We start from the raw sequence: 26,924 nt of genomic DNA on the forward strand, positions 1-26,924 counted from the left end.
GTGCGTCCCTACTTTCGAACGGGCTGAATCCGGATCGGAAGTTCCGACCCGAGCCCTGCTTTGCGAGCGGCATCCGCGCACATGGCGGCGACGGCCAGGTCCTGCACCGCGGAGCCCACGGACTTGTACACAACGATCTGCTCCGCGGTCGTACGGCCGGGGTGCCGTCCGGACACCAGGTCCGACAGGGCGGCGATCCGGTCGGTCACGTCGATTCCCGCTGCTGCCGCGGCGATGAGGTCGCCGCTGTCGTGCAGCACTTCCTCGAGTACGTCGGCAATGACGACATCGGCGCGCGCGATCACCTCCGGATCGACTTCGCGCTGTTCCCGCACGGTGGAGCCGATGGAGACGACGGTCGTGCCCGGCTTGAGCCACTCACCGAGCAGGATCGGCGACTCGTCATAGGAGCGCGCTGCGCAGATCACCAGATTCGCGCCCGCCACGGCGGCTTGCGGCGACTCGGCCGGAACGATCGAGGTGTCCAGATCCGCCAATTCCTCGGCGAAGCGCGCGCGGCTCTCCGCGCGCGGGCTGAACACGCGTACGGCATCGAACTCGCGTACCGCGGCGAGTGCGCGAACGTGCTTTTTCGCCTCGAAGCCCGAACCTATGACGCCTACGGTCACCGGTCCGGGCACGGCCAGCAGGTCAGCCGCCAGCGCGGATGTGGCCGCGGTGCGGAAGCCGGTGATCGAGTTCCCGTCGAGCAGCGCCACCAGTTCCGCGGACTGCTGATCGAACAGGGAGATGAGATAGGAGAACTGGCGCACGCCGATCGCGCCGGCGATGGTCTTCAAGCCCATCAGCTCGCCGCTGCCCGGCACGCCGCTCATCGTCCGCAGCATCGAGGTGCCGCCGCGTGCGATCGTCCGCTCCGGGAAGCGCGATTCTTCGGATGCCGCCGCGTATGCCTCACGCAGCGCGGCGATCGCCGGTTTCCAGTCGAAGACCGATTGCACCGTGGTGTCATCCAGCAGGAGCGTCAATCGTCTCCCCTTCCTCTCCAAACGGTAGCGATACTAAACGGATCGTATCGGATGCGGATATGATGCACCATAGCGTTGGACATTGGATATTGGATCTGCTGGACAGCCACGAGCCGGCGACAGCACAGGAAGTGGTGAATATGGATTCGATCCATCGACGGGTCGCGGACAAAGTCTGCGATCGACTGCGTGAACGGATCGTCGGTGGCGAACTGGCTCCCGGAGACCGCATCGACCCGACCGAGGTCGCCGAATCCCTCGGCGTCAGCCGCACCCCGGTGCGCGAGGCACTCCTGCAACTAGAGGCGCAAGGGCTGATCGAGCGACTCCCCTACCGGGGCGTGGTGGTGACCGGCATCGATCTGGCCGAGGCGGAGGACATCGCCGCGCTGCGCATCCATCTGGAGACGTTCGCCACCCGCATCGCGGTCCCTCGTCTGCGCCCGGAGAACCTGGACCGCATGCGGGAGGCCAATGAGGAACTGACCCGGGCCATGGCCGGCCCGACTGCCGCGCAGACCTCCTTCGGACGGTTCAACTGCGCGTTTCATCAGGCGCTGTACCAAGCGAGCGGCTCAAAGACGCTGTCGCGCATGACGAGCGACCTGTCCGCGCAGGCCGAGCGCATCCGAATGCACTTCGACCTCCGGCGCGGCAATGCCGTGGCCGAGCACGAACGCATACTCGGCGCGTGTGCGGCAGGCGAAGTCGAGGAGGCGGTGGCGGCCACCCGTGATCACCTGCTCGCGGTCCACCTGCGGGTGATGCCGGACGACTACCGGATTCCGCCGGGTTCGGCCATCGAAGTCGCCCTGCTCGAAACCGGTTGGGAACCAACGGTATCGGCATGACCCGCACGGCTACAGAGTGAGTGCGGCCCACATGCCGATCGCCGCAGCCCTATCGGAGTACTCACGTGGTCCATTGTAAAACGAAACGGTTCGTATAGGATGAGTCATGTGCAAGGCAGCCCGCCAAAGGGATAGGTCGTACTGTCCGTCCGGCCAGGTCCGCGATCGGATCGCCCGGAGCTAGCCTCGCTGCCTAACCATGCGCGTGAACGCATCGATCAATCATCGGAGGAACCGCCAGTTATGACGCAGCAGGTCCGTGGAGTCATCGCCCGTAAGCCGGGCGCACCGGTCGAGTTGACCGACATCATCGTCCCCGATCCTGGGCCGGGCGAGGTTGTAGTCGCCGTCGCCGCGTGCGGCGTGTGCCATACCGACCTCACCTACCGAGAGGGCGGTATCAACGACGAGTTCCCCTTCCTGCTCGGCCACGAAGCGGCGGGCACGGTCGAAAGCGTCGGCGCGGGAGTCGATTCCGTCGAGGTCGGCGATTTTGTCATTCTGAATTGGCGGGCCGTGTGCGGCAGCTGCCGGGCCTGCCGGCGGGGCCGCCCGCAGTACTGTTTCGACACCTTCAACGCCACGCAGAAGATGACGCTGACCGACGGAACCGAACTCACCCCAGCACTCGGTATCGGCGCGTTCGCCGAGAAGACCCTCGTCCATGCCGGCCAGTGCACCAAGGTCGACCCCGCCGCCGATCCGGCGGTCGCGGGCTTGATCGGCTGCGGCGTCATGGCCGGGCTCGGTGCCGCGGTCAACACCGGGAACGTCGGCCGCGGCGACTCGGTGGCGGTGATCGGCTGTGGCGGCGTCGGGGACGCCGCCATCGTCGGTGCCCGGCTGGCCGGAGCGTCCACGATCATCGCCGTCGACCGTGATGAGCGAAAACTAGCGTGGGCCACCGACCTCGGTGCCACTCACACCATCAATGCCGCCACCACCGATACGGTGGCCGCCGTCCAGGAGCTCACCGGCGGGTTCGGCGCCGACGTCGTGATCGATGCCGTGGGCCGTCCCGAAACCTGGCGGCAGGCGTTCTACGCCCGCGATCTCGCCGGCACCGTGGTGCTGGTGGGCGTCCCCACCCCGGATATGCGGCTGGAGATGCCGATGATCGACTTCTTCTCCCGCGGAGGAGCGCTCAAATCCTCCTGGTATGGCGACTGTCTGCCCGACCGGGACTTCCCGATGCTGATCGACCTGTACCGGCAGGGACGCCTGCCCTTGGACAAGTTCGTCACCGAACGCATCACCCTCGACGAGGTGGAGCAGGCATTCCACACCATGCACGAGGGCAAGGTGCTGCGGTCGGTGGTCGTGCTGTGAGTGGCCGGCTCCGCATCGAGCAGGTGGTGACTTCCGGCGTCTTCGAACTCGATGGCGGTTCCTGGGATGTCGACAACAATGTCTGGGTGGTGGGCGATGACGACCAAGTGATCGTCATCGACGCGGCCCATGACGCCAAACCAGTCATGGAGGCCATCGGCGACCGCGATGTCGTCGCCGTCGCATGCACCCACGGGCACAACGACCACGTCACCTTCGCCCCGCAACTCGCCGAAGATGTCTATGCGCCCGTTCTGGTGCACCCCGGAGACGACTCGCTCTGGCAGCTGACACACCCAGGTGAGTCATACTGGCCGCTCACCGACGGACAGCGCATTGCCATAGCGGGGACGGAGCTGCACGTCATCCACGCGCCCGGCCACTCACCGGGGTCGGTGTGCCTGTACATCCCCGAGGCCGACACCCTGTTCTCGGGCGACACCTTGTTCGCGGGCGGACCGGGGGCCACCGGCCGGTCGTTCTCGGATTTCCCCACCATTATCGGTTCCATCCGCGACCGCCTGCTCACGCTCCCGGAGCACACCCGTGTCTACACCGGCCACGGTGACGGCACGACCATCGGCACCGAAGCACCCCACCTGGCGGAGTGGATCGCCCGCGGGTTCTGATCTGCCCAGCGCCCCTTCGCATTTCGAAAGAGAGTGATTCCCCGCCATGCACCGCAACGCGCCGACACGGGACGTCGACGAGTCCGAGCTCTCCGTCACCGCCCCGAAAACCCAGGCGGCGGGCGTGACAGCGGTGACGGTGGCCTTGGACCGTGCAGTCGCGGAGATGGGCGTGCTCCGCACGGCGCGTACCCTGACCCGCGTCAATCAGCGGCACGGCTTCGACTGCCCGGGCTGCGCGTGGCCCGAGCCTGCCGGGCATCGCCGACCGGCCGAGTTCTGCGAGAACGGAGCGAAGGCTGTCGCTGAAGAAGCGACGCTGCGCACCGTCGGACCGGAATTCTTCGCCCGGCATTCGGTGCGGGAGCTTTCGGAGAAGACCGGGTACTGGCTCGGCCAGCAGGGACGTCTGACCCATCCAATGGTCTTGCGGCCCGGCGACACTCACTACTCCCCCATCGACTGGGCGGACGCCTACCGATTGATCGCGGCCAAGTTGCGCGACCTCACCTCTCCTGACGATGCTCTGTTCTACACCTCCGGCCGCACCGCCAACGAGACCGCGTTCCTCTATCAACTGCTCGTGCGTAGCTTCGGCACCAACAACCTGCCGGACTGCTCGAACATGTGCCACGAATCCTCCGGCACCGCGCTGACCGGCTCCATCGGCATCGGCAAGGGTTCGGTGTCGATAGACGACTTCGAAAAAGCCGACCTGATCGTGGTGGCTGGACAGAATCCCGGCACCAACCACCCGCGCATGCTGTCGGCGTTGCAGAAGGCCAAGGCGGCGGGGGCGAAGATCATCGCGATCAATCCCCTGCCCGAGACCGGACTAGTCGGCTTCCGAGATCCACAGACGGTCAAGGGCCTCGCCACCGGCGTCACCATTGCCGATGAATTCCTGCAAATCCGCCTCGGCGGCGATATGGCGCTGTTCCAAGGGCTGGGCAGGTTGCTGTTCGAGGCCGATGACCGCGCGCCTGGCACCGTGGTCGACCGGGAGTTCGTCGACACTCGGACCGCAGGCTTCGCCTCATACGAAAAGCACATGCGCGCAGTCGATCTCGCTCTCGTCGAGGAAGCGACCGGCTTGACTCACCAACAGCTGGAACAGGCTGCCGCACTGTTGGCCGGTTCGAAGGCGACCATTCTGTGCTGGGCCATGGGCCTCACCCAACAGCGTCACGGGGTCGCCACCATCGAGGAGGGCACGAACCTGCTGCTGCTACGCGGCATGATCGGCAAACCGGGCGCGGGTGTGTGCCCGGTCCGCGGGCATTCGAACGTGCAGGGCGACCGCACCATGGGCATCTGGGAGAAGATGCCCGAAACCTTCCTCGCCGCACTGGATTCCGAATTCGGCATCACCAGCCCGCGCCGCCACGGCTATGACGCCGTCGACGCCATTCGCGCCATGCGGGACGGGCGTGCCACGGTGTTCTTCGGCATGGGCGGCAATTTCGTCTCCGCCGCCCCCGACACCGACGCCACCGAGTCCGCGCTGCGCAACTGCGCGCTTACCGTCCACGTCTCGACGAAACTAAATCGCAGCCACGTTGTCCACGGCAGCACCGCACTCATCCTGCCCACCCTCGGCCGCAGCGACCTCGACCTCTCCCCTGCCGGAGTCAAACAGCAAGTGTCGGTGGAGGATTCGATGTCGATGGTGCACCTGTCCACCGGACGGCTGCGGCCGGTCGGCGATCAGCTGCGCAGCGAGGTCGCCATCGTCTGCGAGCTGGCCGAGGAACTGTTCGGCCCGGACCACTCCGTCCCCTGGGCGGAATTCCGGCGCGATTACGACGCCATCCGAGACGCCATCGCCCGCGTAGTGCCCGGCTGCGCCGATTACAACAAGCGGGTGCGCCGCCGCGACGGCTTCCAGTTGCCGCACCCTCCCCGCGACACTCGCGAGTTCCACACACCCACCGGCAAGGCCAATTTCGCGGTCAACGACCTGCACTGGCTGCCCGTCCCCGAAGGCCGCCTTATCCTGCAGACCCTGCGCAGCCACGACCAGTACAACACCACCATCTACGGACTCGACGATCGTTACCGTGGAATCCACAACGGGCGCAGGGTCGTTCTGGTGCATCCCGACGATATCGCCGCCCTCGGTTTCGCCGAAGACGACCTGGTGGATCTGGTATCGGAGTGGACCGACGGCATCGAACGCAGGGTCACCGGCTTCCGGCTGGTCCCCTATTCCACTCCCCGGGGCAATGCCGCCGCCTACTACCCCGAAACCAATCCGCTGGTCCCGCTCGGCCACGTCGCCGAACGGTCCAATACGCCGGTCTCCAAGGCCGTCACGATCCGCCTGGAAGCCAGCGACCAGGTACAGCGATGAGCCGAATCACGACCCGTCGCAAGACGATTCGGATAACGCCCGCCGGGGAAGTCCGTCGCCCCGACACCCTCGCCGTCGAAGAACCCCTCGAACTGCGCATCGGCGGCGAACCGTTGACCGTCACCATGCGCACCCCGGGCAGCGATATCGATCTGGCGTACGGATTCCTGTTCAGCGAGAACATCATCGACTCGGTCGACGATATCGTCTCCGCCCGCTACTGCGCCGGAACCGACGCCTATGACCACAACACCTACAACGTTCTCGATATCCGGCTGCGCACGCCCACACCGCTGCCGAGTCGACGCTTCATCACCAACAGCGCCTGCGGCCTCTGCGGTAAGACCACACTCGACGAGGTCCGGACCCGCACCCGATTCCGGCCGCCCTACGGCGATTTCACGATCGATTCGACAGTCCTGTCCGCCCTACCCGATGAGCTCCGGTTACATCAGACGGCCTTCGCCGTCACCGGCGGGCTGCACGCGGCCGGCCTGTTCACGCGGGACGGCACTGCCCTCGTGGTCCGCGAGGATGTCGGTCGGCACAATGCCGTCGACAAGGTGATCGGCTGGGCTGTGCGCGAAAACCGTATTCCCGCAGCGGATCTCGCCCTCATCGTGAGCAGCAGGGCCTCGTTCGAGCTGGTGCAGAAGGCCGTGATGGCGGGTATTCCCGTGCTGGGCGCGGTCTCGGCCCCCAGCTCTCTGGCGGTGGACCTAGCCGCCGATGCCGGGCTCACCCTCGTCGGCTTCCTGCGCGGCGAGACCATGAACATCTATACCGATGCACAGCGTATCGGCATCGACGAGGCCGTCGCGGCCGTGTGACACCGGGCTCGCGGGGTCAGCGGGCTAGTACCGGGCCGGTGCGCAACACTTCCGGAGCCATCTCCGCGAAAGCTCGCGCACGCCGCGTCATCCGGGCACTGGAATTCATGACCAGCAGAACGTCGACCGGCGCTCCCATCCCTTCGAGATCGACTGAGGCAACCGCACTGCCGTCATAGCTACGCTCGGTCCCGGGCCGGTGCAGCAGCACCGCCCAGCCCATGCCGCGACCCACGAAGGTGCGCACTGTCTCGACGCTTCTGGTCCGGAAACGGATATCCGGCGCATAGCCGGCCTCCGCTATGCGTCCGGTGAAAAACTCCAAGCTGGGAGGCATGTCGATCATCACCATCGGCTCGTCGATCAGCTCGGACAGCGCGACGGTGCGCCGCGTGGCGAATCGATGTCCTGCGGGCAGCACAGCGTAGGGCGGGCAGGAGTACAGCGGCAGCGTCGTGACATCGCTGCCCAAACCGATGTCGTACATGATCGCCAGATCGCACAGGCCGTCCGCCAGCCGCCGCTGCAGACCTTCGACGGTGTCCTCGACGAGATCGATCTCCAATTCCGGATATCGGATGGGCACCTCTTCGAGAATCCTGCCCATCACGAACGGGGTGATCGTCGGGAAGCAGCCGATGGAGAGCTGTCCCGAAATGTCCTGTCCGATGGTGCGCACGGCGCTTTCGAGCTCACCCACATGTCCTAGCACCTGCCGGGCATCGCCGAGCAACTGCCGCCCCGCAGCCGTCAGCGCGGGCGCTTTGGCGGGTCGGCGCACCAGAACCTGGACGCCGAGCGCCTTCTCCAGCTGGCTGATGGCCAGCGACACCGCGGTCTGCGAAACATGGAACTCGGCGGCCGCCGCGCTCAATGTTCCCCGTTCGACGGTGGCCACGAAGTATTCGAGCTGGCGCAACGTGACGTCTAGCGACTTCATAAGGATAACTTAGATCAGACGCCCGATATATGTGCTTTTCATGGGAGATGGCTTGGATCACACTCATGAGGTGCAACACCCTCGATGAGGAGGAATTCGGTGCCGACACCGCAAATCGATCTCGACCTCGACGCCATGATGGTCGACCCCTTTCCCACCTTCGCCACCCTGCGCGAGTCCGAACGCTGGACCTGGTCCGAAACCATGAAAATGTGGCTGGTCAGCCGTTTCGAGGACGTGGTCTTCGTGGACTCGCATCCGGAGATCTTCTCCACCGAGATTCCGGGCGCGCTGCTCACTCGCACCCTCGGGCAGACCATGATCCGCAGTGAAGGAGACCTTCACCGACGCCTCCGTGGCTCCGGTGACGAGCCGCTCAAGCGCCGCTCGATCCAGCGCGCCTGGCCCGAGGTCATCGACGACCTCGCCCGGCAGTACCTCGAGCCACTTCGCGTTCGCGGCCAGGCCGATCTGGCGGCTGATTTCGCCAATGGCTTCACCGGGGCCTGCCTGCGGGAGGTGCTCGGTCTCCTCGACGCCACATCCGAGGACATCCATCGCTGGTCCGACGCCTACATCGGCGGATTCATCAATAACAGCGATGACCCTGAGGTGTGGAAGGTAGTCGAGAACGCGCGAGCCGAGAACACCGAAGCAGTCCGGCTCGCCATCGAACGGGTGCGTCGCGAGCCCGACGCCACGGTGGTCTCGGCCATGGCCCATGCCAGCCCGGAGGACCCGCTGTCCCTCGAGGAGATCGCGGCCAATGTCCAGCTCATGATCGCCGGAGGTTTCAATGACGCCCGCGACGCGATCGCGACCCTGCCATGGCTGCTGATGACCCACCCCGAGACTCGGAAGCGGGTCCGCGAGGACAGTGCGGCATTCGAGCGCGCCATCGACGAATCCGTGCGGTGGCTGACACCGGTAGGCAGTTACCCGCGCCGACTGATCCAAGACTTCTCCAGTTCCGCAGCGGATTTGAAAGCTGGCGATACCGTTCTCGTGCTGGCGATGTCGGCCGACTACGACGAGCGGAAGTTCACCGATCCGGAGACGTTCGATATCGACCGCCCAGCCCTGGAAGATCACCTCGGTTTCTCCGTCGGTGCGCATTTCTGCCTCGGCAGTCACCTGGTGCGCGCGATGATGCGCGCCGCCGTGCCCCGGATCCTCGATCTGCCCGGCATCCGACCCGCCGACGAACCGCAGTTCGTCGGCTGGCAGTTCCGCGGACCGGCATCGGTGCCGGTGCTGTTCGACCAGACGGAGAAGTAATGAGCGACACCATGATTCGAATCAAACTGTGCGACCGCTCGGACGTTCCCGCGAACGGCATCATCCGCGTCACCGATGTGCCGGGGATCGACATCCCCCTCGCGGTAGCCGACTCGGATGGCGAGATCTTCTGTATCGCCGATACCTGCAGCCATCAGACCGCCTCGCTGTCCGACGGCTGGGTCGAGGACGGCTGCGTCGAGTGTCCGCTGCACGAATCACGTTTCGATCTGGCGACCGGGTCGCCCGATGTCCCCCCGGCCCGTACACCGATCGCCACGTTCCCCGTGGTGGTCGAGAATGGCCAAGTCTTCCTCGTGGAGGCGCGATCGTGACCCACATCGCCGTGGTCGGCGCATCGCTGGCGGGCCTGCGGGCCGCCGAAACCCTGCGCGCGGAGGGATTCGACGGTGAGTTGACCATCATCGGGGACGAGCCCCACCTGCCTTACGATCGCCCACCCCTGTCCAAGGACTTCCTGCTCGGCAAGGTCGAGATCGCCGATATCGCGTTGGCGGACAGCGCCTCTCACGAATCCCTCGACGCACGCTGGGTATTGGGACCGGGGGCGACCCGCCTGCGGACGGGGCAGGTGACCATCGGTGACGGGGAAACCTTGGCCACCGATGGAATTGTCATCGCCACCGGAGCCCGTGCCCGGCGAATTCCCAAGGGCGACAGGCTAACCGGAATTCGCGTCCTGCGCACTCTCGACGATGCCATCGCGCTTCGGCAGTCACTCGAGTCCGCGCAGCGGGTTGTGATCGTGGGCGCCGGTTTCATCGGCGCCGAAGTCGCCTCCACGGCGGCCGCTCTCGGCAAACAGGTGACCATTGTGGAAGCCGAGGGACAGCCGTTTCAGGCGCACCTGGGCCGAGTGGCTTCCGATCTGCTCCGTCGGACGATGAACGACCACAACGTCGAGCTTCGCACCCGCCACACAGTCTCCGAATTCGATGGCGCTCAGCGGGTCTCGGCCGTCGTGCTGGATGATGGCACGCGACTATCGGCCGACCTGGTCCTCGTCGGCATCGGCGCGATTCCCAATACGGAGTGGCTCGAGGGATCCGGCGTGCTCTGCGACAACGGCGTGCTGACCGATGCCTGGGGCCGGACGAATGTGGCGGGCATCGTGGCCGCTGGCGACGTGGCGCGATTCCAGCGCGGCGACCGGCAGATTCGAGTGGAGCATTGGACGTCGGCGTCCGGCATGGCGGCCACCGCGGCGCGAGCGTTGCTAGCTCACCTCACGGGTGTAGCGCCGGGTGCCCCACATCTCGACGCACCGTACTTCTGGTCCGAGCAGTTCGGCCACCGGATCCAAATGGTCGGCCGAATCCAGCCGGACCTTCCGGTTGACATCGTCGAGGGGGCGGTCGACAACGGGAGATTCGTGGCAGTGCAACGCAGCGCCGACGCCGTCACCGCGGTGCTGGGCTGGAGCATGCCGCGCGAGTTCACACAGTGGCGACGCCGGAACACTGATTCGCTCCGGGAAGCCGCTCACTGACGACAGTGATATCGAAGTCCGGTACATCCGTGCCGGACTTCGATACCAATACTCACTGTTTGTGGTCCGGCCCAGCGCCCCGTCGAGCGCCCGGGTGCGGATGGATGTTCGACCGGGAGCCGGTCAGATCAGCCGGTCGTCACAGTGACCGGCAGAGATGCCAAGCCGCGCAACACATTGTTGTAGTGACGAACCGGAGCGGCGGCGTGGATGTGGCTGACCTTGTGCAGCAACGCGTTCAGGACCGCCTCGCCCTCAATCGCCGCCAGCGCCTGGCCCGCGCAGCCGTGCAGCCCGTAGCCGAAGCCGAGATGGTCGGTGTTCGCACGGGTGATATCGAATCGATCGGCATCGGCCCATTTGCGCTCGTCCCGATTGGCCGAGCCGTACAGGACCGCCAGGCGCGACCCTGCCGACAGGTCGACGCCCTCGAGGGTCACATCCGTTCGCGCGGTGCGCCCGAATAGTTGCGCCGGAGATTCACAGCGCAACACCTCGCGCAGCGCCTGCGGAACCAGCGTCGGATCGGCGCGCAGCGCCTGCCACTGGTCGGGGTTCTCGGCGAACAACCACACGGCATGGCCGAGCGCGTGCACCGTCGTATCCATACCCGCGGCGACATAGGCCAATACAAGGAAGGGCGCGGCTTCACGTGGGATCCGTCCGGCGTCGGCTGCCTCGTAGACCGCGCGGCCCATACTGCCCTCGGCCAGCGCGTCGCGGGTCACGGTAACCGTCACATATTCGGTCAACGCGTCCAGAGCAGGGAGCGACGCACGGGTGCGGTCGTTATCGGGGCCGAAGGTATTGAAGTTCGCGTCGAGTAGCGGCAGCAGATCCGCACGCCCCTCCCGTGGTAGCCCGATGAGATCACCGACGATGTCGACGGGGAAGCGGTGGGCGAGCTCGGCAACCGCGTCGAATGAGCCCTGATCGACCAGTCGATCGACGAGTTCCTCGCTGATCGACCAGTCGATCGACGAGTTCCTCAGCACGGCGCGCGATTTCGGGTCGCAGGGCGCGCACGGCGCGCGGCGCCAGCCGCTCGGCCAGCACTCCGCGCATCTGATCGTGCCAGGGCGGATCGGCGCGAATGACGCCGCGATCGCTGATGAACTCCTTGGCGGCCTCGTTGAACGCGACATCGGATGAGGAGAACGACTTCCAGTCCCCTAGTACTTCGCGAGCCTGCTCGTATCGAGGTATCGCGTACGCGTCGATCCGGTTCAGATACACAATCGGACCCGCATCGCGCAGCTCGCGGTAGACCTCGTAGGGAGCGGCCATCACCTTATCGGAAAACAGGTCGATATCGGACCGCGGAACAAGAACGGACGTGGGAACGGGCATGTGGAGATCCTTTGGTACGGGCCGACTTCGGCTATGCCTCGAGGTGCAGGGCGGCGACCGGGCACAGCCGTGCCGCGGACTCGGCTTTGCGGACGAACTCCGGCGGTACGACCGCCCGGGTGACGACCACGACGGCGTCGTCGTCCAGGTCGAACACCTCGGGCGCCGCGTCCACACAGAGTCCGTGGCCTTCGCAACGAGCGAGGTCTGCGCTGATCCTCATGTTCTCCTCCTGATCACGGATGCATTAACAGAAACGATCCGTTTCGTTGCATAAGATACGTGGAGCAGATGGAAGAAATGGGCGAATCGCGGAAATTTCCTCCCGTCCACCTGATCAGGGGAAGAGGGCCCCGGCCGAGAACCGTCATCTACAGTGAGTAATGGTGTACTAGACGTACCGTTTCGTACGCGCGATTCCGCCAATCGGGGATCCAGGAAAGGTAGATTCACCCATGACCGTTCGACTGCGCCAATCGGTGTTCGTCCCCCCGCCGCTGTATGTCGTAGCCGACCAACGCGGCTTCCTCGCCGAAGCGGGAGTCGAGGTCGAGACCACGCTCACCCGATCCTCGGACCAGCAGCGCGCCCAACTCGTCGCCGGAGACTGCGACCTGGCCGTGACGGCCATCGACAACCTGATCGTCTGGAATGCCACCGGAGCCTCGATCCGGCTGCTCGCGCAGGTGGAGCGAACCACCCCGCTACATCTGTTGGGGCGCAAGGGTTTCGACACGATCACGGCTCTGCGCGGGGCCGAGCTGGGGGTGGACGCGGTCGACAACGGGTTCGCCATCGTCCTGCGGCACCTACTGCGCTCGCACGGACTCACCTCCGACGACTACACCCTGACCCCGGTGGGTGGGGTGCGCGAGCGCTACGACGCCTTGCTCGCCGGCGAGATCGCGGCAACCCTGCTCGGACCACCTCTGGACGAACTGGCCCGCAGGGAGGGCTTGCCGGTACTACTCGCCATCGGCGACGAACTGCCCGACTATCCAGGGCAAGGACTGGTGGCCGGACCGGCCGGGCTGGCATCCGCCGAGGCGATCAGCGCCTACCTGTCCTGCCTGGACCGGGCTCGGCATTGGCTCGCCACGGCCGAGTCCGCGCATGCGGTCGACATGCTGATCCGGGGCGGGTACACCGAACTTTCGGCCCGCGCGAGCCTGCGGTCCGCACCGGACTCGCTCACACCGGCGGCCGCCGGGCTACGCCGCCTTTACGCGATTCGCGCCGAGTTGGCGATGATGCCCCCCGGCGCACCCGCGGTCGACGAGCTTTTCGAGCCCGCTCCCCTGGCCTCGGCGGTATCCCCGTGACTACGGCCGTCGACGAGGCCGACGAGGGCCGTGTCGTCGACGCGGTGCGCGAACTCCTGGCCACCGACCAAGTATCGCGAACGCTGGGGATCGAGATGGTATCCGCAGGCCAGGGTCGCGCATCGGCACGCATGCCGGTTCGGCCAAACATGGTCAACGGCCACAAGATCCTGCACGGCGGACTGGTTTTCACCCTGGCTGATACCACATTCGCTTGTGCCGCAAATAGTTTCGGTTCCGCCGCGGTGACGGCTGCCGCTGATATCCAGTTCCTTCGCCCGGCATACCTCGGTGACGTCTTGACCGCCGAGGCGATCGTCCGCTCCCGCTCCGGACGGACGATGGTTTGCGATGTGACCGTCCGATGTGCCGACGAAGTGATCGCCGAATTCCGAGCACGCGGCAGCCTGCTCGGCGAACGCCGTCCGGAGTAGCAACCCGAGGACCCGCACGAAATCTCGTCGACCAGAGGGGATTGTGATCCACGCCGCACCGACGTACAGTCGATTCGATACGATACGTTTAGTACACAAGGGAGTGATGGTGTCGTACGACTACGAAGTAGCTGTCATCGGTTGCGGACCGGTAGGGGCAACCGCTCTCGCCCTGCTGGGACGCGCGGGAATCTCCGCGATCGGAATCGAACGCGAGGCCGCCACCTGGCCGCATGCCCGTGCCGTGCATTTCGACGGCGAAACACTGCGAACACTGCAGGCATTGGGCATCGGCGAGCGGGCGTCCGCGATCTGCGAGCCGATGACCGAATTCCGCATGGAGAACGAAGAGGGTGAGATCCTCTTCGAGCTGCCCACCGGTCAATTCGGTACTCAGGCATGGCATGACGATTTGATGTTCCATCAGCCGGATATGGAGGCGCTGCTGCGCGAGGAACTCGAACGGCACCCGAATGTACGACTGGGTTCGGGGCGCACGCTCCTCGATTTCACGCAGGACTCCGACGGTGTGCGATGCCGGGTCGAGAATGCCGACGGTGCGACGGAATTCATTACCGCCCGCTGGATGATCGCGTGTGACGGCGCCCATTCGCCGGTGCGGCGACAACTCGGCGTCGAGACCGAGAAGCTCGGTTCCGACGACCCGTGGCTGGTCGTCGACGGTCTGCTGCACGGCGGCCCGGGCCTCCTCGGCACGATGGCATTCCTCGGACACCATTCCCGGCCCGGACTGTGGGTCCGGTTGCCCGGCGACCGCGTACGAATGGAATTCAAGGTCATGCCCGGCGACGACCCCGCCGAGATCGTGACCCGTTCGGCGATCGAGCGCATCAGCCGGGGCGTTCTGTCGGTCACCAACTTCGAACCCGACCGGATCGCCATCTACACATTCCGGGCTCGCGTCGCGGAGCAGTGGCGCGTCGGGAACGTCTTCCTCGCGGGCGACGCCGCGCACCAGGCGCCGCCGCTGTTCGGTCAAGGTCTCTGCGCCGGTATGCGCGATGTCGCCAATCTGGTGTGGAAGCTGAAAGCGGTAGCCCGCGGCACCGCCGCGCCGGCCCTGCTCGATACCTACCAGAGCGAACGGCTACCGCATGCCCGCTACTGGGTGGAGAAGGCGGCCACCATGGCCCATCTCGTCCAGACGACCGATCCGGCAACGGCCGCGGGTCGCGACGCGCACATCCGCAGCCACCCTCAGGACGTGTATCCGCCCCTCCCGGCGCTCGGACCGGGATTGCATGCGGGTCCTGACGATCCGAACGCAGGACAGCTCTCGAGGCAGCCCATGCTGGCGGACGGGACTCGCCTCGACGACATCGTTGGTGCGCGCTTCCTGCTGGCGACCACTGCCGATCTATTCGCTGGGCTCCCCGAGGACCGGCGAATCGAGGTGGAGGCCAATCCCGAGATTGTCATTCTGACCAATCCTGAACAGGTCCGCGAGCTTCTCACCGCGGTCGACTCGCACGCCGTCGTGGTGAGGCCGGACCGGTATGTGCTCGGCGCCGCCGACACCGCGACGCGACTGGCGGAGTTGCTCACCATGATCCCCGCGCTCACCGCCGCACCGCCGACGCCCGCCGCGCCCGTCGTGGCGTAGAAGCCGGCACCGGCAGATTGAATTTCGAAGGAGGAAGAATGTCGTTCAGTCCGATCACCCATCTGCGCCACGTCGACATCGCCGTGCCCGACTACGACAAACAAGTCGAGTTCTATGCCAAGCACTGGGGTTTGGCCACCACGGGTGACGAGCGCGACGTGAGCTACTTCGCCGCGGAAGGCTCACCCGAGCAGTACATCGTGCGCGTCCGCAAAGCCGCGGAGAAGCGGCTCGACCTGATCTCGCTCGGTGCGGCCGACCGCGCGGCCGTCGATGGGCTCGCCGCCAAACTCGGCAGCGAGGGCGTGCGGCTGATCAACGAGCCCGATGTCCTCCAAACCCCAGGCGGCGGTTACGGTTTCCGCTTCTTCGACCTCGAGGGCCGCACCGTCGAGGTGTCCTCGGACGTGGAGACCCGCAAGCACCGCAAGATCGAGGAGAAGGAAGACATCCCGGTGCGCCTGTCGCACGTGGTGTTCAATTCGCCCGAGCCGGAGAAGATGACGGCCTGGTATGAGAAGCACCTGAACTTCCGGCTGTCCGATACGAACACGCATCCGCGAATGGGCGGGCTGTTCTGGTTCCTGCGCTGTAGCGACCAGCACCACAGCATCGCGATCTCCCGCGGCCCGCATACCGCGCTGAACCATGTCTCGTTCGAATTGCGCGGCTTGGACGAATACCTCTATGGCAGTGGGCGTCTCATGCGCGCCGGAGTCCCCAAGATCTGGGGCCCCGGCCGGCATCGCGCCGGAGACAACACCTTCACGTATTTCCATGACCCCCATGGCAACACCATGGAGTACACCACCGAGCTCGCCACCATCGACGAGGACACCTGGCATCCCAGCATCTTCGATGTCTCCGACCCGGCGACCTCCGATGTGTGGGGAATCGCTGAGACCGCGGACGAGTGGATCAGCAAGCAGATGTTCAACGACCCGGACAAGGGCGTATTCGTTCCACCGCCTATGTGACCGGAGCCCGAACAGGGGCGGGGGCACACGAGTTATCTCGTGTGCCCCCGCCCCTTTCGCATCCCATTCAAGAGCGGCTGCCGCGTCTGGGTCCTCACCTGCATCTGACAAATGTCTCCAAGGCGGGCCCGCCGAGATGTGGTCGATGATCTACCCCGCCGCGTCCCGCGCCTTCGGGCACAGCGATCAGGGCCGCCGACTTCTCTAGCCCGCGACATGCCGAAGCCCCGAGCTCGTATATGCGCGAAACGCATCGAGATCGGGGCCTGAGTGCCGCCGGGGGCCGGGCACTGGTCGATCCCGGCGGCACCAGTCGAAGGGCCCGACCGCAGTTGTACAGCGGTCGGGCCCTTCGCGCGCTCGCCTGCGATCAGCCCTGGGCGCGGGGCTATCGGCAGACGGTGCGCTGCTTTCCGAGGCCGGTGATCTCGGCCTCCATCACGTCACCCGCACGCAGGAACCTGCCATGGTGTGAGCCGTTGCCCGCGGGCGAGCCGGTGATGAGCATGTCGCCCGGTTCGAGCGTGGCGTAGCGGGAGATGTAGGAGATCAGCTGTGCGGGACCGAACAGCATGTCGCTGGTCGAGCCCTTCTGCATCAGGTCACCGTTGAGGTGCAGGGTGATCTCCAGATCGAGGGGGTCCGCGACGAATTTCGCCGGGGTGAGATACGGTCCGGTCGGGTAGAAGGTGGGCGCGTTCTTCGCCCGCATCCAGTCGGTACCCATCATCGGAATATCGGTGCGGGGCACCAGACTTCGCGTGGTCAGGTCATTGCAGATGGTGTACCCGGCGATCGCGTCGACGGCCTCCGCCACACCGACATCGCGAGTCCGACGGCCGATGATGACGCCGAGTTCCAGTTCCCAGTCGTGGTTTTCGCCCACGGCCGGCAGGATCACATCGTCGTAGGCACCGCTGATCGATGACGGCACGCCGACCCATACATAGGGGTCGCCATTGGCGGCCCGCTCATCGGTCTCCCGGGCAGCTTGCTCACGCAGTTCGGCCTCGGTCGCGCCGGGAGTTCCGATGCGGTGGGCAACCGTGATCTGGATGATGTGCTCGCGGTAGTTCGCGCCCGCCGCGAAGATCTGTCCCGGCTGCTGCACCGGCGGGAGCGCACGCAACTCCTCGACCGGTCGACCGTCGCCGGTCACCGCATTCGCGAAGTCCTGCAAGGACCGCAGGGCAGGCTCCCAGTCGCCCAGCAGCGCGGCCGTCGTCGGGTATGGCAGGACAGTGCGCGTGTCGTACACGCGACCGGCCACCACAATGCCCGGATAGGGCGGCTGTTCTCCGTTGGCGAACGTACCGATCTGAAAGCTGACCTCATTGCTCATGCTGTCCTCACAGAGTGTCGTTGGTGTGCGAAGTCCTCGTATTCCCGGAGCAGGCCACTGTCGTCCACGGCACCGAGGTCGACCACATCGGTCAGAGCCGCGCCCTGCAGCATGCGCTTGACGGGAACCTCGAGCTTCTTTCCGGTCCGGGTATGCGGGATGGCGCGCATGAAGACGATGTCGTCCGGGACATGGCGCGGGGACAGCAGCCAACGCAGTGCTTCGCCGATCCGGCTCCGCAGCGCCTCATTGTTCGTGCCGTCGATCGCCGCCACGAACAGCACCATGTCGTAGCCGTCGGCGCCGAGTTCGGCTCCCACGACGAGGGATTCGCGCACCTCGGGGAATTCCTCGACGACCCGGTAGATCTCGGCCGAACCGATTCGGATGCCGCCGCGATTCAACGTAGAGTCCGAACGCCCGTGAATCACCGAACTGCCGTCGACATCGAATTCGATGAAGTCGCCGTGCCGCCAGATTCCGGGGAACATGTCGAAATAGCTTGCGCGGTAACGATGATCGTCTGGATCGTTCCAGAATCGCAGCGGCATGGACGGCATCGGCTTGGTGACCACCAACTCGCCCTGTTCCCCGATGACGGGTCGACCGTCGGCGTCCCACGCCGCGACCGCGACACCGAGTGCCGGGGCCTGCAGCCGAGGCCTTCGGACCGGCAGTTCGGGGACGCCGCCGACGAAGATGGATGCTATGTCGGTGCCACCGCTCATCGACGACAGCCACATATCGTCGAAATGCTCGCCGACCCAGTCGAATCCGGCCTCTGACAGCGGCGATCCGGTCACCTGTAGGGTGCGCAGCCGGGTCTGCGATGGTACGACGTCCGCCTTCAGGCAGGCGTGGATGTAGCCGGCGCTGAGTCCCATGACGTCAACGCGGTGTTCGGCCGCGACCTGCCAGACGCGGCCCAGTTCGGGCTTGACCGGGCTGCCGTCGAGCAGCACCACCGTCGCACCGGCACCGAGACCGGAGACCAGCATGTTCCAGACCACCCACGCTGTGCTGGCGACGTTCATATAGCGATCGCCCGCCCGTACATCGCTGTGGATGCGCAGCATCTTCAAATGCTCCAACAGCACACCGCCGTGACCGTGCACGATGCCCTTGGGGATTCCTGTTGTGCCGGAAGAGAACAGTACCCACAGCGGGTGTTCGAACGGCAGGTCGGTGAATTCGAGTTCGGTGTGCCCGGTGGTGACCAAATCCCAGCTGTGCACCGGGACTTCGAAGTCCGGACGCGTCCCGGGACGGAGATGGTCTACCCAGATGACCCTCTCGAGACCCGGCAGCCGGTTGGTCACCTCGGCCATTTCGACGATCCGCGCGTGTTCGCGCCCACCGTGCCGATAGCCATCGGATGCGATGAGCACCCGCGGTGCCAGCTGGGCGAAGCGGGAGACGATCGCATCGGTGCCGAACTCCGGCGAACACACCGACCAGATCGCCCCGACCGTCGCACAGGCGAGCAGTCCGACTACCGCTTCGGAACGGTTGGGCAATACCGCGGCCACCCGGTCGCCGGGTACAACACCCATGGAACGCAGCGCCGCGGCCAGGGCCGCGACCTGGTTGCGAAGCTCAGAGCTGGATATTGCATGAGACCGGTTGTCGTCGTCCACGACGATCAGCGCGGTCTCCGGTGCCTTGCGCAGCATGTGCTCGGCATAGTTGACGGTGCGGCCGGGAAACCAAGCGCCACCGATCATTTCGTCCGGCGCAACCGGACCGGCGGGCGCGCCACCCAGCCGGACATCCTCGAAATCGGCTATGGCCGACCAGAACCGATCCGGATGTTCGACCGACCAGCGCCACAGATCCAGATACTCGGCATCACGGAGCTCCGGGTGCAGACCGGCGCGGAAACGGGTCACTTCCGCGGCAGCCACACGTTCCGACGAAGGCGACCACACCACATCGCCGGTCACGGCTGCGCCTCGTCGAACAGCGGCAGCGAGCCGAGCAGAATGAACGCCATCCGGCACGGCTTGTCGCTGCGGTTGGACCACGAATGGCTGGTGCCACGCTGGACGACGACATCCCCGGCCTTCATCAGGCACTCGCCCTCGTCGGTCATCAGCCAGATCTCGCCGTCGAGCACGATGCCGTAGTCGAGGGAATCGGTGCGGTGGAACCAGAAGTGCCGGGCGTCCTCCTCAGCCGCGGCGCGGGCGTGCTCCCCGCCGAACTCACTGAACAGCGTCGTCGACGCCTGGTCGCTGTAGGCGGCGTCCGGCGGGAAGGTGGCGATCCGGAAGATGCTGCCGCCGGCCTTGGGGTACATGGGCACCTGCGTGTCGGCGGCGGCCGTGTCCTCATTGCCAGCATTGGAGATGTCGCCGGGTTCGGTCATCCAGGCGACGCTCGCACCGAAGCCCGGAACATCCTCGGAGGCAAAGACATTCGGACAGGCGTCGTCGCTGACGATAATCGATCGGCCGTTCTCATCGTGACCGGTCACGATGCGGCGAACGGGCGAAATCACGGTGTTCTCATTCATTGGGGGTTCCTTCTCAGGCTGTGGTCGCGCCGAAGGGGTACTGACGCGGTTCGGGCCACCACGGCGCGGTCACGGGTTCGGCGCTCAGCCGGTTACGTAGCACCCCGACACCGCTGATCTCGAGTTCGACGACATCGCCGGGTCGCAACTTTTTGTCGATTTCGAGGCCGGAGCCATTGGGCAGCGTGCCCGAACCGATGAGATCGCCCGGCTGCAGGTTGTCGCCGATGGAGACGTAAGCCAGCAGTTCGGCGGGGGTGTAGATCATGCCCTCGGCCTTGGTGCTGGACCACTCCTCACCATTGACGCGGACGGACCCGGTGATGGCGTCGAAGTCACCGATCTCGTCCATGGTGGTGATCCACGGGCCGATGCCGTAGGCGAAGTCCTTGCACTTCTGCGGGCCCATGCCCATCCCCATCTCAGGTCCCTGCACATCGCGCGCGCTGAAGTCGTTGAAGATGGTGAGGCCGAACAGGTTGGCCTGCGCCTCGTCGGGCGTGAGGTTGCTGCCGTAGCCGCCGACGATCAACCCGATTTCGAGCTCGTAGTCGACGAATTCGGAGTAACCCGGGTAAGGCACTTCCTGGTCGTGGCCGTATACGACGCCGGTGGACCCCTTGAAGTAGCCCGGAGTCTTGAACAACTGCGGGTTCGGCAGTCCGCCACCGACCTTCTCGTGGAACTGCTGCATATGCAGCGGGAAGGTCAGGCCGTCGCGGATCACCGGCGGGTCGACCGCAGACTGCCAGTCGACCTCACCGATGGGCAGCGACGCGTCATCGGCGGCCTGCTCCACCGCCCAGTGCGCGGCATCGAGAAACGCCGGACCCGCCGCGATCGCGGCGGACATGCTCGACGGAAAGTACGCCGCCGCGAGCCGCAGTGCCGCCGCCGTGGAGGCCGAGCCGCGCTGACGAGCGATGCGGTACGCCTGGGCCAGATCCACCACGCGATCCCGGTCGGGTTCGACCGCTACGAGCCTGGTTTGGTCGCCGTCCGGCGTCGAACGAGAGATTCGGCCGAGCTTCATTGCTAACCACCCTTCATATCATCCGAAACGTTTCGTATCGTATCGAGATCATAGAACCATGTCTATGTCGTGTTTGACAATGGATTCGCGATAACATCCCTTTTGTGGCTGTACGAAGCGAATCGAGTCGACAGGCGATCCTGGACGCGACGATGGATCTCTTGGTCCGGGATAAGAGACGGGCGACGACCGTCCAGAAGCTGACCATCGAGATGATCGCCAAGCGGGCGAAGGTCAGTAAGGCGACCATCTACCGGTGGTGGCCCAACAAAGCCGCCGTGGTGATAGACGCCTTCATGGAGGATCATCTGCCGCAGGTCCGTATTCCGGAGAATCTGCCGGTGCGCCAGGCGCTCGAAACACATGTGAAATCACTGGTTTCGCGGTACGCCGGACCGCAGGGGCGGTTGATCGCCCAGATCGTCGCCGAGGGGCAATACGACCCGGCTACCCTCGCCGATTTCAAGACCCGGTTCTGGAACGACCGATACGCCGCAGTGGACAAGTTGATACGACGCGGGGTCGACGAAGGTCTGTTCCGTGCCGATCTCGAACCGGGCGATGCGGCCGAGATGATCTACGCGCCGATCTACTTCCACCTTCTGTTCGGCACCGGCCCGCTCGACGATTCCCTCGCCGAGCGGCTCGTCGACCAAGCCATCCGCGGACTCGCGGCGACTGGTACCCCGGACTGACTCGCGGTGCGCGCCGCTCGGGCCATTCGCTAGGACCGCGCCGCTTCCGGCGGTTGGATACGGGCGGTGACCTCACCGAGACTGATCGGCGAACCGGACGGGCCGGTCGCGGATCCACTCAGTGTCACGAGATCGCCGTCTTCCAGGAAGGTACGGGTGCGGCCGTCGGGCAGATGCAAAGGCTCGGTGCCATTCCAGGTGAGCTCGATGAGCGAGCCGCGCTGATTCGCCTCCGGCCCGGACACCGTGCCCGAGGCGAACAGATCACCGGTGCGCAGGCTCGCACCGTTGACCGTCATATGCGAAAGCATCTGTGCCGGAGACCAATACATCTGCGCGTACGGTGGCCGGGATACGGTGTGTCCGTTCAGTACGAACTCGAGTCGCAGATCCAAACCCCAGGGCTCGGGCTCCTCGAGGTACGGCAGCGGTGCCGGATCCTGCTGCGGCGTCGGCACTCGCGCAGCGGCCAGCGCGTCCAGTGGGACGATCCACGGCGAGATCGAGGTGGCGAACGACTTGCCCAGGAACGGCCCCAGCGGCACGTACTCCCAGGCCTGGATATCGCGAGCCGACCAGTCGTTGACCAGGCATACACCGAATACATGGTCGGTGAATTCCTTGGTGGACACCGGTTTTCCGAGCTCGCTCGGGGTGCCGACGACATAGCCGACCTCGACCTCGATATCGAGCCGCGCCGAAGGGCCGAAGACCGGCGAGGGGTCCGCCGGTGCCTTGCGCTGCCCGGACGGGCGGGTCACCGGGGTGCCGGAAGCGATGATCGTGCCTGCCCGGCCGTGGTAGCCGACCGGCAGGTGCTTCCAATTCGGCAGCAGCGCAGCCGAATCCGGGCGGAACATGGTGCCGAGATTGGTGGCATGGTGCTCGCTGGCATAGAAGTCGACGTAATCGGCGACCTCGATCGGCAAGTGCAGGGTGACCTGATCCAGCGGATGCAGAATCTCGGCAGCGCGGACTCGTTGCGTCGGATCGGTGAGTAGGTCGATGATCCGGCGGCGGGTCGCTGTCCAGTAGTCCCGCCCCCTCGCCATGAAGTCGTTCAGCGAGGCCCTCTCGAAAACCTGATCACCCAGAGCCGCCCGGAGATCGAGCACATGATCGCCGATCCGGACTCCGACGCGGGAACCTACATCGGATGGTGAGAAGATCCCGTAGGGCAGGTTGTCGATTCCGAAGCCGGAGCCCTCGGGCACCGGCGCCCAGGTGTTGGTCACTGTGAAATCCCTTCCGTATCAATGAGTCCGAAGGCCTGCGCCTCGGCCACCGGTATGGTTGTGCTGCACGATCCGTAGCTGGTGAGTAGGGCGCGGGTGGCGGCGACGTCTGAAGTGTCCAGGGCGGTGGCCGCTCGGACCAGCGACAGGGCGTCGTCGGTCAGCAGGACGACCTCGACCGCTTCCGCGTCCGCTCCCCCGGTGGCGGCCGCCGCCGCGAGCACCAGATTCAAGAATCCGTGGTGGGTGAATCCGGTCCCCTCATCGGTGTAGCGCACCGCGTGATGCAGGCCGGCGGTGGCTTTCACCGGAACACCCGCTTCGGCGGCGGCGATCAGCGCGTTTGCCAGCGTCTGCGCTGACGGGAACAATTCCGGCCGAATGCCGCCGCACCGGAGCTTCAGTCCAACGCCGAGCCGTGCGAGTTCAGGGGTACAGGCCGCGATGTCGGAGTACGACGCGGGCTCGACGAAAGCCGGTACGCCGGGCGGGAATTCGGCCACCACGCGCCCGAGCGGCACGGTCGCCGCATCCAGTGGGAACTCGATCAGCGCCACGTCGAGCGCGGGGTCGGCCGCTAAGTCCGTCAGCGCTGCGGCCAGCCCAGGCACGCCCGTATCCGCGATGAGGCCGACGCGGATACGTTCGCCGCGCTCGAGCTGAGCGCGGAGTTCGCCGATACGACTCGCCGGGCACAGAAATCGGTGCGTGAGTATCGGATTGGCCGCGCGCCTGTCGGCCCGATGTCGCACAATGGCTTCAGGCATGCTCAACGCGGTCGGCGGGAACAGCCCGGCGTCGTCGACCAGTCCATCCAGCAGCCCGGTCATGATGTCGCCCTCGTCCAACTGCCGGCGTAGACGCCGTCATCGGAGGCCACGCCGCCCTCACCGAGCTGCAAGGGCCGGAAGGTGTCGACCATGACGGCGAGTTCGTCGAAGAACTCCTTGCCGAGGCTGCGCTCGACCGCACCGGGCTGCGGTCCGTGCGCGTGCCCGCCCGGGTGCAGTGATATCGATCCCTGCCCGATTCCGGTGCCCTTGCGCGCCTCGTAGTCGCCGCCGCAGTAGAACATCACCTCATCGGAGTCGACATTGGAGTGGTAGTAGGGCACCGGTACCGACAGCGGGTGGTAGTCAACCTTGCGCGGCACGAAGTTGCAGATGACGAAGTTGTTTCCCTCGAACACCTGGTGCACCGGCGGGGGCTGGTGCACGCGGCCGGTGATCGGCTCGAAGTCGGAGATATTGAAGGTGTACGGGTAAAGGCAACCGTCCCAGCCGACAACGTCGAACGGGTGGTGCGGAACCAGATATCGCGTACCCGCGATCCCATTGGGTCCCCGGTGTTTGACAAGGACTTCGACGTCGGTCTCCTCCGACAGGAGCGGCCCGGCGGGGCCGTGCAGATCTCGTTCGCAGTACGGAGCGTGTTCGAGCAGTTGACCGAAGCGCGACAGATATTGCTTGGGCGGAGCGATATGACCGTTCGCCTCGATTACGTAGGAGCGCAAGGGTTTTCCGGGTTCCGGCAGCCACCGATGCGTGGTCGCCCGGGGCAGGATCACGTAGTCGCCCTTCCGCACTGGCATCGCCCCGAACGCCGTCTCCACTATGCCGGTGCCCGATTCGATGTACACGCACTCGTCGCCGATGGCGTTGCGGTACAACGGCGATACCTGCCCGGCGACGACGTAGGAGATGCGGACGTCGTCATTGCCCAGCACCAACCGACGACCGGTGACCACGTCGACCGAGTTCCACTCGGCACCCGGAAACAACGCAGGCAACAGTAGATGCCGCGGTACGAGTGGGTGATTGGGAGTCAACGAGAGGTCACCAGGTTCCCAGACGGTCGCTTCCCGGATCGCCGAGGGGATGCGCCGGTGGTACAGCAGCGACGAGTCGCTGGAGAAGCCCTCCTCTCCCATCAACTCCTCGTAGTACAGCGCACCATTGGCGGTGCGGAACTGGGTGTGTCGTTTGGGCGGAATCTGCCCCACCTGGCGGTAGTACGCCATGTCGAAACTCCTCGATTTTAGTCAAATTATTGACTATTTTGGCGGCTTCAGGCCACCACGGTGATCTCGGCCGTCGAACCATCGGCCCGCCGAATCGCCCCCGCCAGTTCCTCGACACTCGGGTCGAGCAGTGCCGCGGCAATGTACGCGTCGGGCCGCAACAGCCAGACTTCGCCGGGTTCGGATCGCAATGCGGCAGTGAGTGTCCCGTCACCATCGATGGCCGCGATCTCCAGCACCCGAATCGGTGCGGGGGTGGCGGCCGTCGCGCACCGCGCCAGGGTCTGCACATCCACATCCGGTCCAGCCAATAGCAGCAACCCGTCGCGAGCGAGTTCCCGCAGCCGCCCACGCCCGCCGTCGGGCAGTGCGACCGGCGCGTCGGGCACGATAATGCCCGGAGCGGGCGGCGGCACCGTGCCACGCGGCGGCCGACCGCGGAAGGGCCGGCCTGGATCCGGGGTGGTCAGCGGCGAAGCGACGTACCAGAACGGTTCGGACAGCCGACCTGAATCGACCGCCGCGCAGGCCGTCGAATCCATCGCCGCGCGTTCGAGGGTGTCGCGACGTACCCGACGCCGGCGATCATCACGCGGCACCAGAAAGTTCATGGTGTCGGTAGTGACCTCGATGTTCTCCAGTGCCGCCGCATGCCTTTCGACGTGGTAGCTCTCCAGCAGTTCCGCCGGTGCCCAGCCGTTGAGTACGAAAGCCAGTTTCCACGCGGCGTTCTCGGCATCGGCGACACCGGAGTTGAGCCCGCGCGCACCGAACGGCGACACAAGGTGAGCGCAGTCGCCGGCCAGCAGCACTCGACCCACCCGCATGCGGTCAACGACACGAGAGTGGAAGCGGTACACCGATTTCCATACGACCTCGTAGTCCGCGTCGCCGATGATCCGGCGAATTCGCGCGTTCAACGCGCCACTGGCTTGCTCAGCGTCGATGTCGTAGTCGCCGGGCACCTGCCAGTCGACACGGAACGTCGAGTCGGGGCAGGGATGAATGAGTACCTGCCGCCCCGGGTTCCATTCCGGGTCGAAGTAGAAGCGGCGTTCGGTGGCCCAGTCCGGCAGATCGACCCGGATATCGCAGATCAGGAATCGGTCCTCGAAAGATTCACCACCGAAGGAGACGCCGAGCCCGGCGCGAATATCGTCGCTGCGCGGACCGGCGCAGGCGACGGTGTATGCCGCTTCGACGGTCGCGTCGCCGGTCGCGGTCGAGCAGCGGAGGCGGACGCCGGTCTCGTCCTGCTCTATCTCGGTGACGGTATGACCCCAACGCACCTTGATCAGATCGGACGCCGCGATGGCTTCGTCAAGGATCTGCTCGGTACGGGTCTGCGAAATATTGACGAACGCGGGGAAAGCCGACTTGCCGGAATCCGGCAGGTCATAGGAGAACAGTTCGCGATCATGGTAGAAGGTCCGGGCTGTGGTCCAGGTGACGCCCTCTTCCGCGATTCGGCGTCCGGCGCCGATGGATTCCCACACATCGAGCACGTCGCGCTGCTGGCAGATCGCCTTGGAGCCGATCTCGTCGCGCTGCGGCCGGGCGTCCAGCACGATCACGGGGATGCCCCAGCGGGCCAGCAGCAGGGCGGCCGTCTGACCTACCGGCCCATTGCCGATGACGGCGACCGTCTTATCGGTTGTCACGTCGAAT

26 protein-coding genes are annotated in these 26,924 nt (G+C 65.6%); 13 read left to right on the forward strand and 13 right to left on the reverse strand.

The features are described from left to right. Window positions 1-8: 8 nt before the first annotated feature. Window positions 9-989, reverse strand: a complete 981-nt coding sequence (locus tag OIE68_RS09675) for an ornithine cyclodeaminase family protein (protein ID WP_327099034.1) — start codon at window positions 987-989, stop codon at window positions 9-11. Window positions 990-1,048: 59 nt separating this feature from the next. Here OIE68_RS09675 and OIE68_RS09680 point away from each other — a divergent pair, with 59 nt between their 5' ends. From OIE68_RS09680 to fdhD, 5 genes are all read left to right on the forward strand, one after another. Further along, window positions 1,049-1,840: a GntR family transcriptional regulator gene (locus OIE68_RS09680; RefSeq protein ID WP_327099035.1), complete on the forward strand. Its 792-nt coding sequence runs from the start codon at window positions 1,049-1,051 to the stop codon at window positions 1,838-1,840. 243 nt (window positions 1,841-2,083) lie between these two features. Beyond that, a complete protein-coding gene (locus OIE68_RS09685) occupies window positions 2,084-3,169 on the forward strand; it encodes an S-(hydroxymethyl)mycothiol dehydrogenase (RefSeq protein WP_327099036.1) in 1,086 nt (361 codons plus the stop codon). Then, entirely contained in the window at window positions 3,166-3,798 is a 633-nt protein-coding gene (locus tag OIE68_RS09690) for an MBL fold metallo-hydrolase (RefSeq protein WP_327099037.1), read from the forward strand. Before OIE68_RS09685 ends, OIE68_RS09690 begins: the two co-directional genes overlap by 4 nt. A gap of 46 nt (window positions 3,799-3,844) precedes the next feature. Continuing rightward, on the forward strand, window positions 3,845-6,151 hold the full coding sequence (locus OIE68_RS09695) for an FdhF/YdeP family oxidoreductase (protein ID WP_327099038.1): 2,307 nt from the start codon (window positions 3,845-3,847) through the stop codon (window positions 6,149-6,151). Beyond that, on the forward strand, window positions 6,148-6,981 hold the full coding sequence (gene fdhD, locus OIE68_RS09700; RefSeq protein ID WP_327099039.1) for a formate dehydrogenase accessory sulfurtransferase FdhD: 834 nt from the start codon (window positions 6,148-6,150) through the stop codon (window positions 6,979-6,981). The genes OIE68_RS09695 and fdhD overlap by 4 nt, the downstream gene beginning before the upstream one ends. Before the next feature lie 16 nt (window positions 6,982-6,997). On the opposite strand, the gene OIE68_RS09705 is transcribed toward fdhD, so the two are convergent. Continuing rightward, entirely contained in the window at window positions 6,998-7,921 is a 924-nt protein-coding gene (locus OIE68_RS09705; protein ID WP_327099040.1) for a LysR family transcriptional regulator, read from the reverse strand. A 99-nt stretch (window positions 7,922-8,020) separates the two neighbouring features. On the opposite strand from OIE68_RS09705, the gene OIE68_RS09710 reads away from it, so the two are divergent. From OIE68_RS09710 to OIE68_RS09720, 3 genes are read left to right on the forward strand one after another with little or no spacing between them, the layout of a single operon-like run. Next, window positions 8,021-9,199, forward strand: a complete 1,179-nt coding sequence (locus tag OIE68_RS09710) for a cytochrome P450 (RefSeq protein ID WP_327099041.1) — start codon at window positions 8,021-8,023, stop codon at window positions 9,197-9,199. Continuing rightward, window positions 9,199-9,534 carry a non-heme iron oxygenase ferredoxin subunit gene (locus OIE68_RS09715; RefSeq protein WP_327099042.1) on the forward strand — a complete coding sequence of 112 codons (336 nt, stop codon included), beginning with the start codon at window positions 9,199-9,201 and terminating at the stop codon, window positions 9,532-9,534. The genes OIE68_RS09710 and OIE68_RS09715 overlap by 1 nt, the downstream gene beginning before the upstream one ends. Next, the gene (locus OIE68_RS09720; RefSeq protein ID WP_327099043.1) at window positions 9,531-10,709 is read left to right on the forward strand and encodes an NAD(P)/FAD-dependent oxidoreductase; all 1,179 of its coding nucleotides are present in this window, start codon (window positions 9,531-9,533) and stop codon (window positions 10,707-10,709) included. The genes OIE68_RS09715 and OIE68_RS09720 overlap by 4 nt, the downstream gene beginning before the upstream one ends. Before the next feature lie 128 nt (window positions 10,710-10,837). Here the strand turns inward: OIE68_RS09720 and OIE68_RS09725 are convergent, their stop codons facing one another. The 3 genes from OIE68_RS09725 to OIE68_RS09735 all read right to left on the reverse strand — a co-directional run bounded on the left by OIE68_RS09725 (window position 10,838) and on the right by OIE68_RS09735 (window position 12,282). Then, on the reverse strand, window positions 10,838-11,407 hold the full coding sequence (locus OIE68_RS09725) for a cytochrome P450 (protein ID WP_327101626.1): 570 nt from the start codon (window positions 11,405-11,407) through the stop codon (window positions 10,838-10,840). Between the two features lie 172 nt (window positions 11,408-11,579). Continuing rightward, window positions 11,580-12,059, reverse strand: a complete 480-nt coding sequence (locus OIE68_RS09730) for a hypothetical protein (protein WP_327099044.1) — start codon at window positions 12,057-12,059, stop codon at window positions 11,580-11,582. Window positions 12,060-12,090: 31 nt separating this feature from the next. Next, on the reverse strand, window positions 12,091-12,282 hold the full coding sequence (locus OIE68_RS09735; protein ID WP_327099045.1) for a ferredoxin: 192 nt from the start codon (window positions 12,280-12,282) through the stop codon (window positions 12,091-12,093). Between the two features lie 232 nt (window positions 12,283-12,514). On the opposite strand from OIE68_RS09735, the gene OIE68_RS09740 reads away from it, so the two are divergent. The 4 genes from OIE68_RS09740 to OIE68_RS09755 all read left to right on the forward strand — a co-directional run bounded on the left by OIE68_RS09740 (window position 12,515) and on the right by OIE68_RS09755 (window position 16,416). Next, window positions 12,515-13,381, forward strand: coding sequence for an ABC transporter substrate-binding protein (locus tag OIE68_RS09740; RefSeq protein WP_327099046.1), 867 nt, complete (start codon window positions 12,515-12,517; stop codon window positions 13,379-13,381). After that, window positions 13,378-13,815 (forward strand): hotdog fold thioesterase, encoded by a 438-nt coding sequence (locus tag OIE68_RS09745; protein WP_327099047.1) that lies wholly within the window; start codon window positions 13,378-13,380, stop codon window positions 13,813-13,815. The genes OIE68_RS09740 and OIE68_RS09745 overlap by 4 nt, the downstream gene beginning before the upstream one ends. A 109-nt stretch (window positions 13,816-13,924) precedes the next feature. Continuing rightward, window positions 13,925-15,439, forward strand: coding sequence for a bifunctional 3-(3-hydroxy-phenyl)propionate/3-hydroxycinnamic acid hydroxylase (locus tag OIE68_RS09750; protein ID WP_327099048.1), 1,515 nt, complete (start codon window positions 13,925-13,927; stop codon window positions 15,437-15,439). Between the two features lie 38 nt (window positions 15,440-15,477). Further along, entirely contained in the window at window positions 15,478-16,416 is a 939-nt protein-coding gene (locus OIE68_RS09755; RefSeq protein WP_327099049.1) for a VOC family protein, read from the forward strand. A gap of 388 nt (window positions 16,417-16,804) precedes the next feature. On the opposite strand, the gene OIE68_RS09760 is transcribed toward OIE68_RS09755, so the two are convergent. The 4 genes from OIE68_RS09760 to OIE68_RS09775 are packed head-to-tail and all read right to left on the reverse strand — an operon-like array spanning window position 16,805 to window position 21,306. After that, entirely contained in the window at window positions 16,805-17,758 is a 954-nt protein-coding gene (locus OIE68_RS09760; protein WP_327099050.1) for a fumarylacetoacetate hydrolase family protein, read from the reverse strand. Further along, window positions 17,755-19,701 (reverse strand): acetoacetate--CoA ligase, encoded by a 1,947-nt coding sequence (locus OIE68_RS09765; RefSeq protein ID WP_327099051.1) that lies wholly within the window; start codon window positions 19,699-19,701, stop codon window positions 17,755-17,757. Before OIE68_RS09765 ends, OIE68_RS09760 begins: the two co-directional genes overlap by 4 nt. Continuing rightward, window positions 19,698-20,273 (reverse strand): cupin domain-containing protein, encoded by a 576-nt coding sequence (locus OIE68_RS09770; protein WP_327099052.1) that lies wholly within the window; start codon window positions 20,271-20,273, stop codon window positions 19,698-19,700. The genes OIE68_RS09765 and OIE68_RS09770 overlap by 4 nt, the downstream gene beginning before the upstream one ends. Window positions 20,274-20,286: 13 nt before the next feature. Beyond that, complete coding sequence (locus OIE68_RS09775) at window positions 20,287-21,306, reverse strand: fumarylacetoacetate hydrolase family protein (protein ID WP_327099053.1); 1,020 nt, start codon at window positions 21,304-21,306, stop codon at window positions 20,287-20,289. A 104-nt stretch (window positions 21,307-21,410) separates the two neighbouring features. Here OIE68_RS09775 and OIE68_RS09780 point away from each other — a divergent pair, with 104 nt between their 5' ends. After that, window positions 21,411-22,001 (forward strand): TetR/AcrR family transcriptional regulator, encoded by a 591-nt coding sequence (locus tag OIE68_RS09780; RefSeq protein ID WP_327099054.1) that lies wholly within the window; start codon window positions 21,411-21,413, stop codon window positions 21,999-22,001. Window positions 22,002-22,030: 29 nt separating this feature from the next. Here the strand turns inward: OIE68_RS09780 and fahA are convergent, their stop codons facing one another. Genes fahA through OIE68_RS09800 form a run of 4 tightly spaced genes read right to left on the reverse strand, consistent with a single transcriptional unit; the run spans window position 22,031 to window position 26,917 of the window. After that, the gene (gene fahA, locus OIE68_RS09785) at window positions 22,031-23,236 is read right to left on the reverse strand and encodes a fumarylacetoacetase (RefSeq protein WP_327099055.1); all 1,206 of its coding nucleotides are present in this window, start codon (window positions 23,234-23,236) and stop codon (window positions 22,031-22,033) included. Continuing rightward, window positions 23,233-24,066 (reverse strand): hypothetical protein, encoded by an 834-nt coding sequence (locus tag OIE68_RS09790; RefSeq protein ID WP_327099056.1) that lies wholly within the window; start codon window positions 24,064-24,066, stop codon window positions 23,233-23,235. Before OIE68_RS09790 ends, fahA begins: the two co-directional genes overlap by 4 nt. Next, the gene (locus tag OIE68_RS09795) at window positions 24,063-25,256 is read right to left on the reverse strand and encodes a homogentisate 1,2-dioxygenase (RefSeq protein ID WP_327099057.1); all 1,194 of its coding nucleotides are present in this window, start codon (window positions 25,254-25,256) and stop codon (window positions 24,063-24,065) included. Before OIE68_RS09795 ends, OIE68_RS09790 begins: the two co-directional genes overlap by 4 nt. Before the next feature lie 47 nt (window positions 25,257-25,303). Continuing rightward, complete coding sequence (locus OIE68_RS09800; protein WP_327099058.1) at window positions 25,304-26,917, reverse strand: FAD-dependent monooxygenase; 1,614 nt, start codon at window positions 26,915-26,917, stop codon at window positions 25,304-25,306. Window positions 26,918-26,924 lie beyond the last annotated feature (7 nt).

It is taken from the genome of Nocardia vinacea, assembly GCF_035920345.1.
Taxonomy (GTDB): domain Bacteria; phylum Actinomycetota; class Actinomycetes; order Mycobacteriales; family Mycobacteriaceae; genus Nocardia; species Nocardia vinacea_A.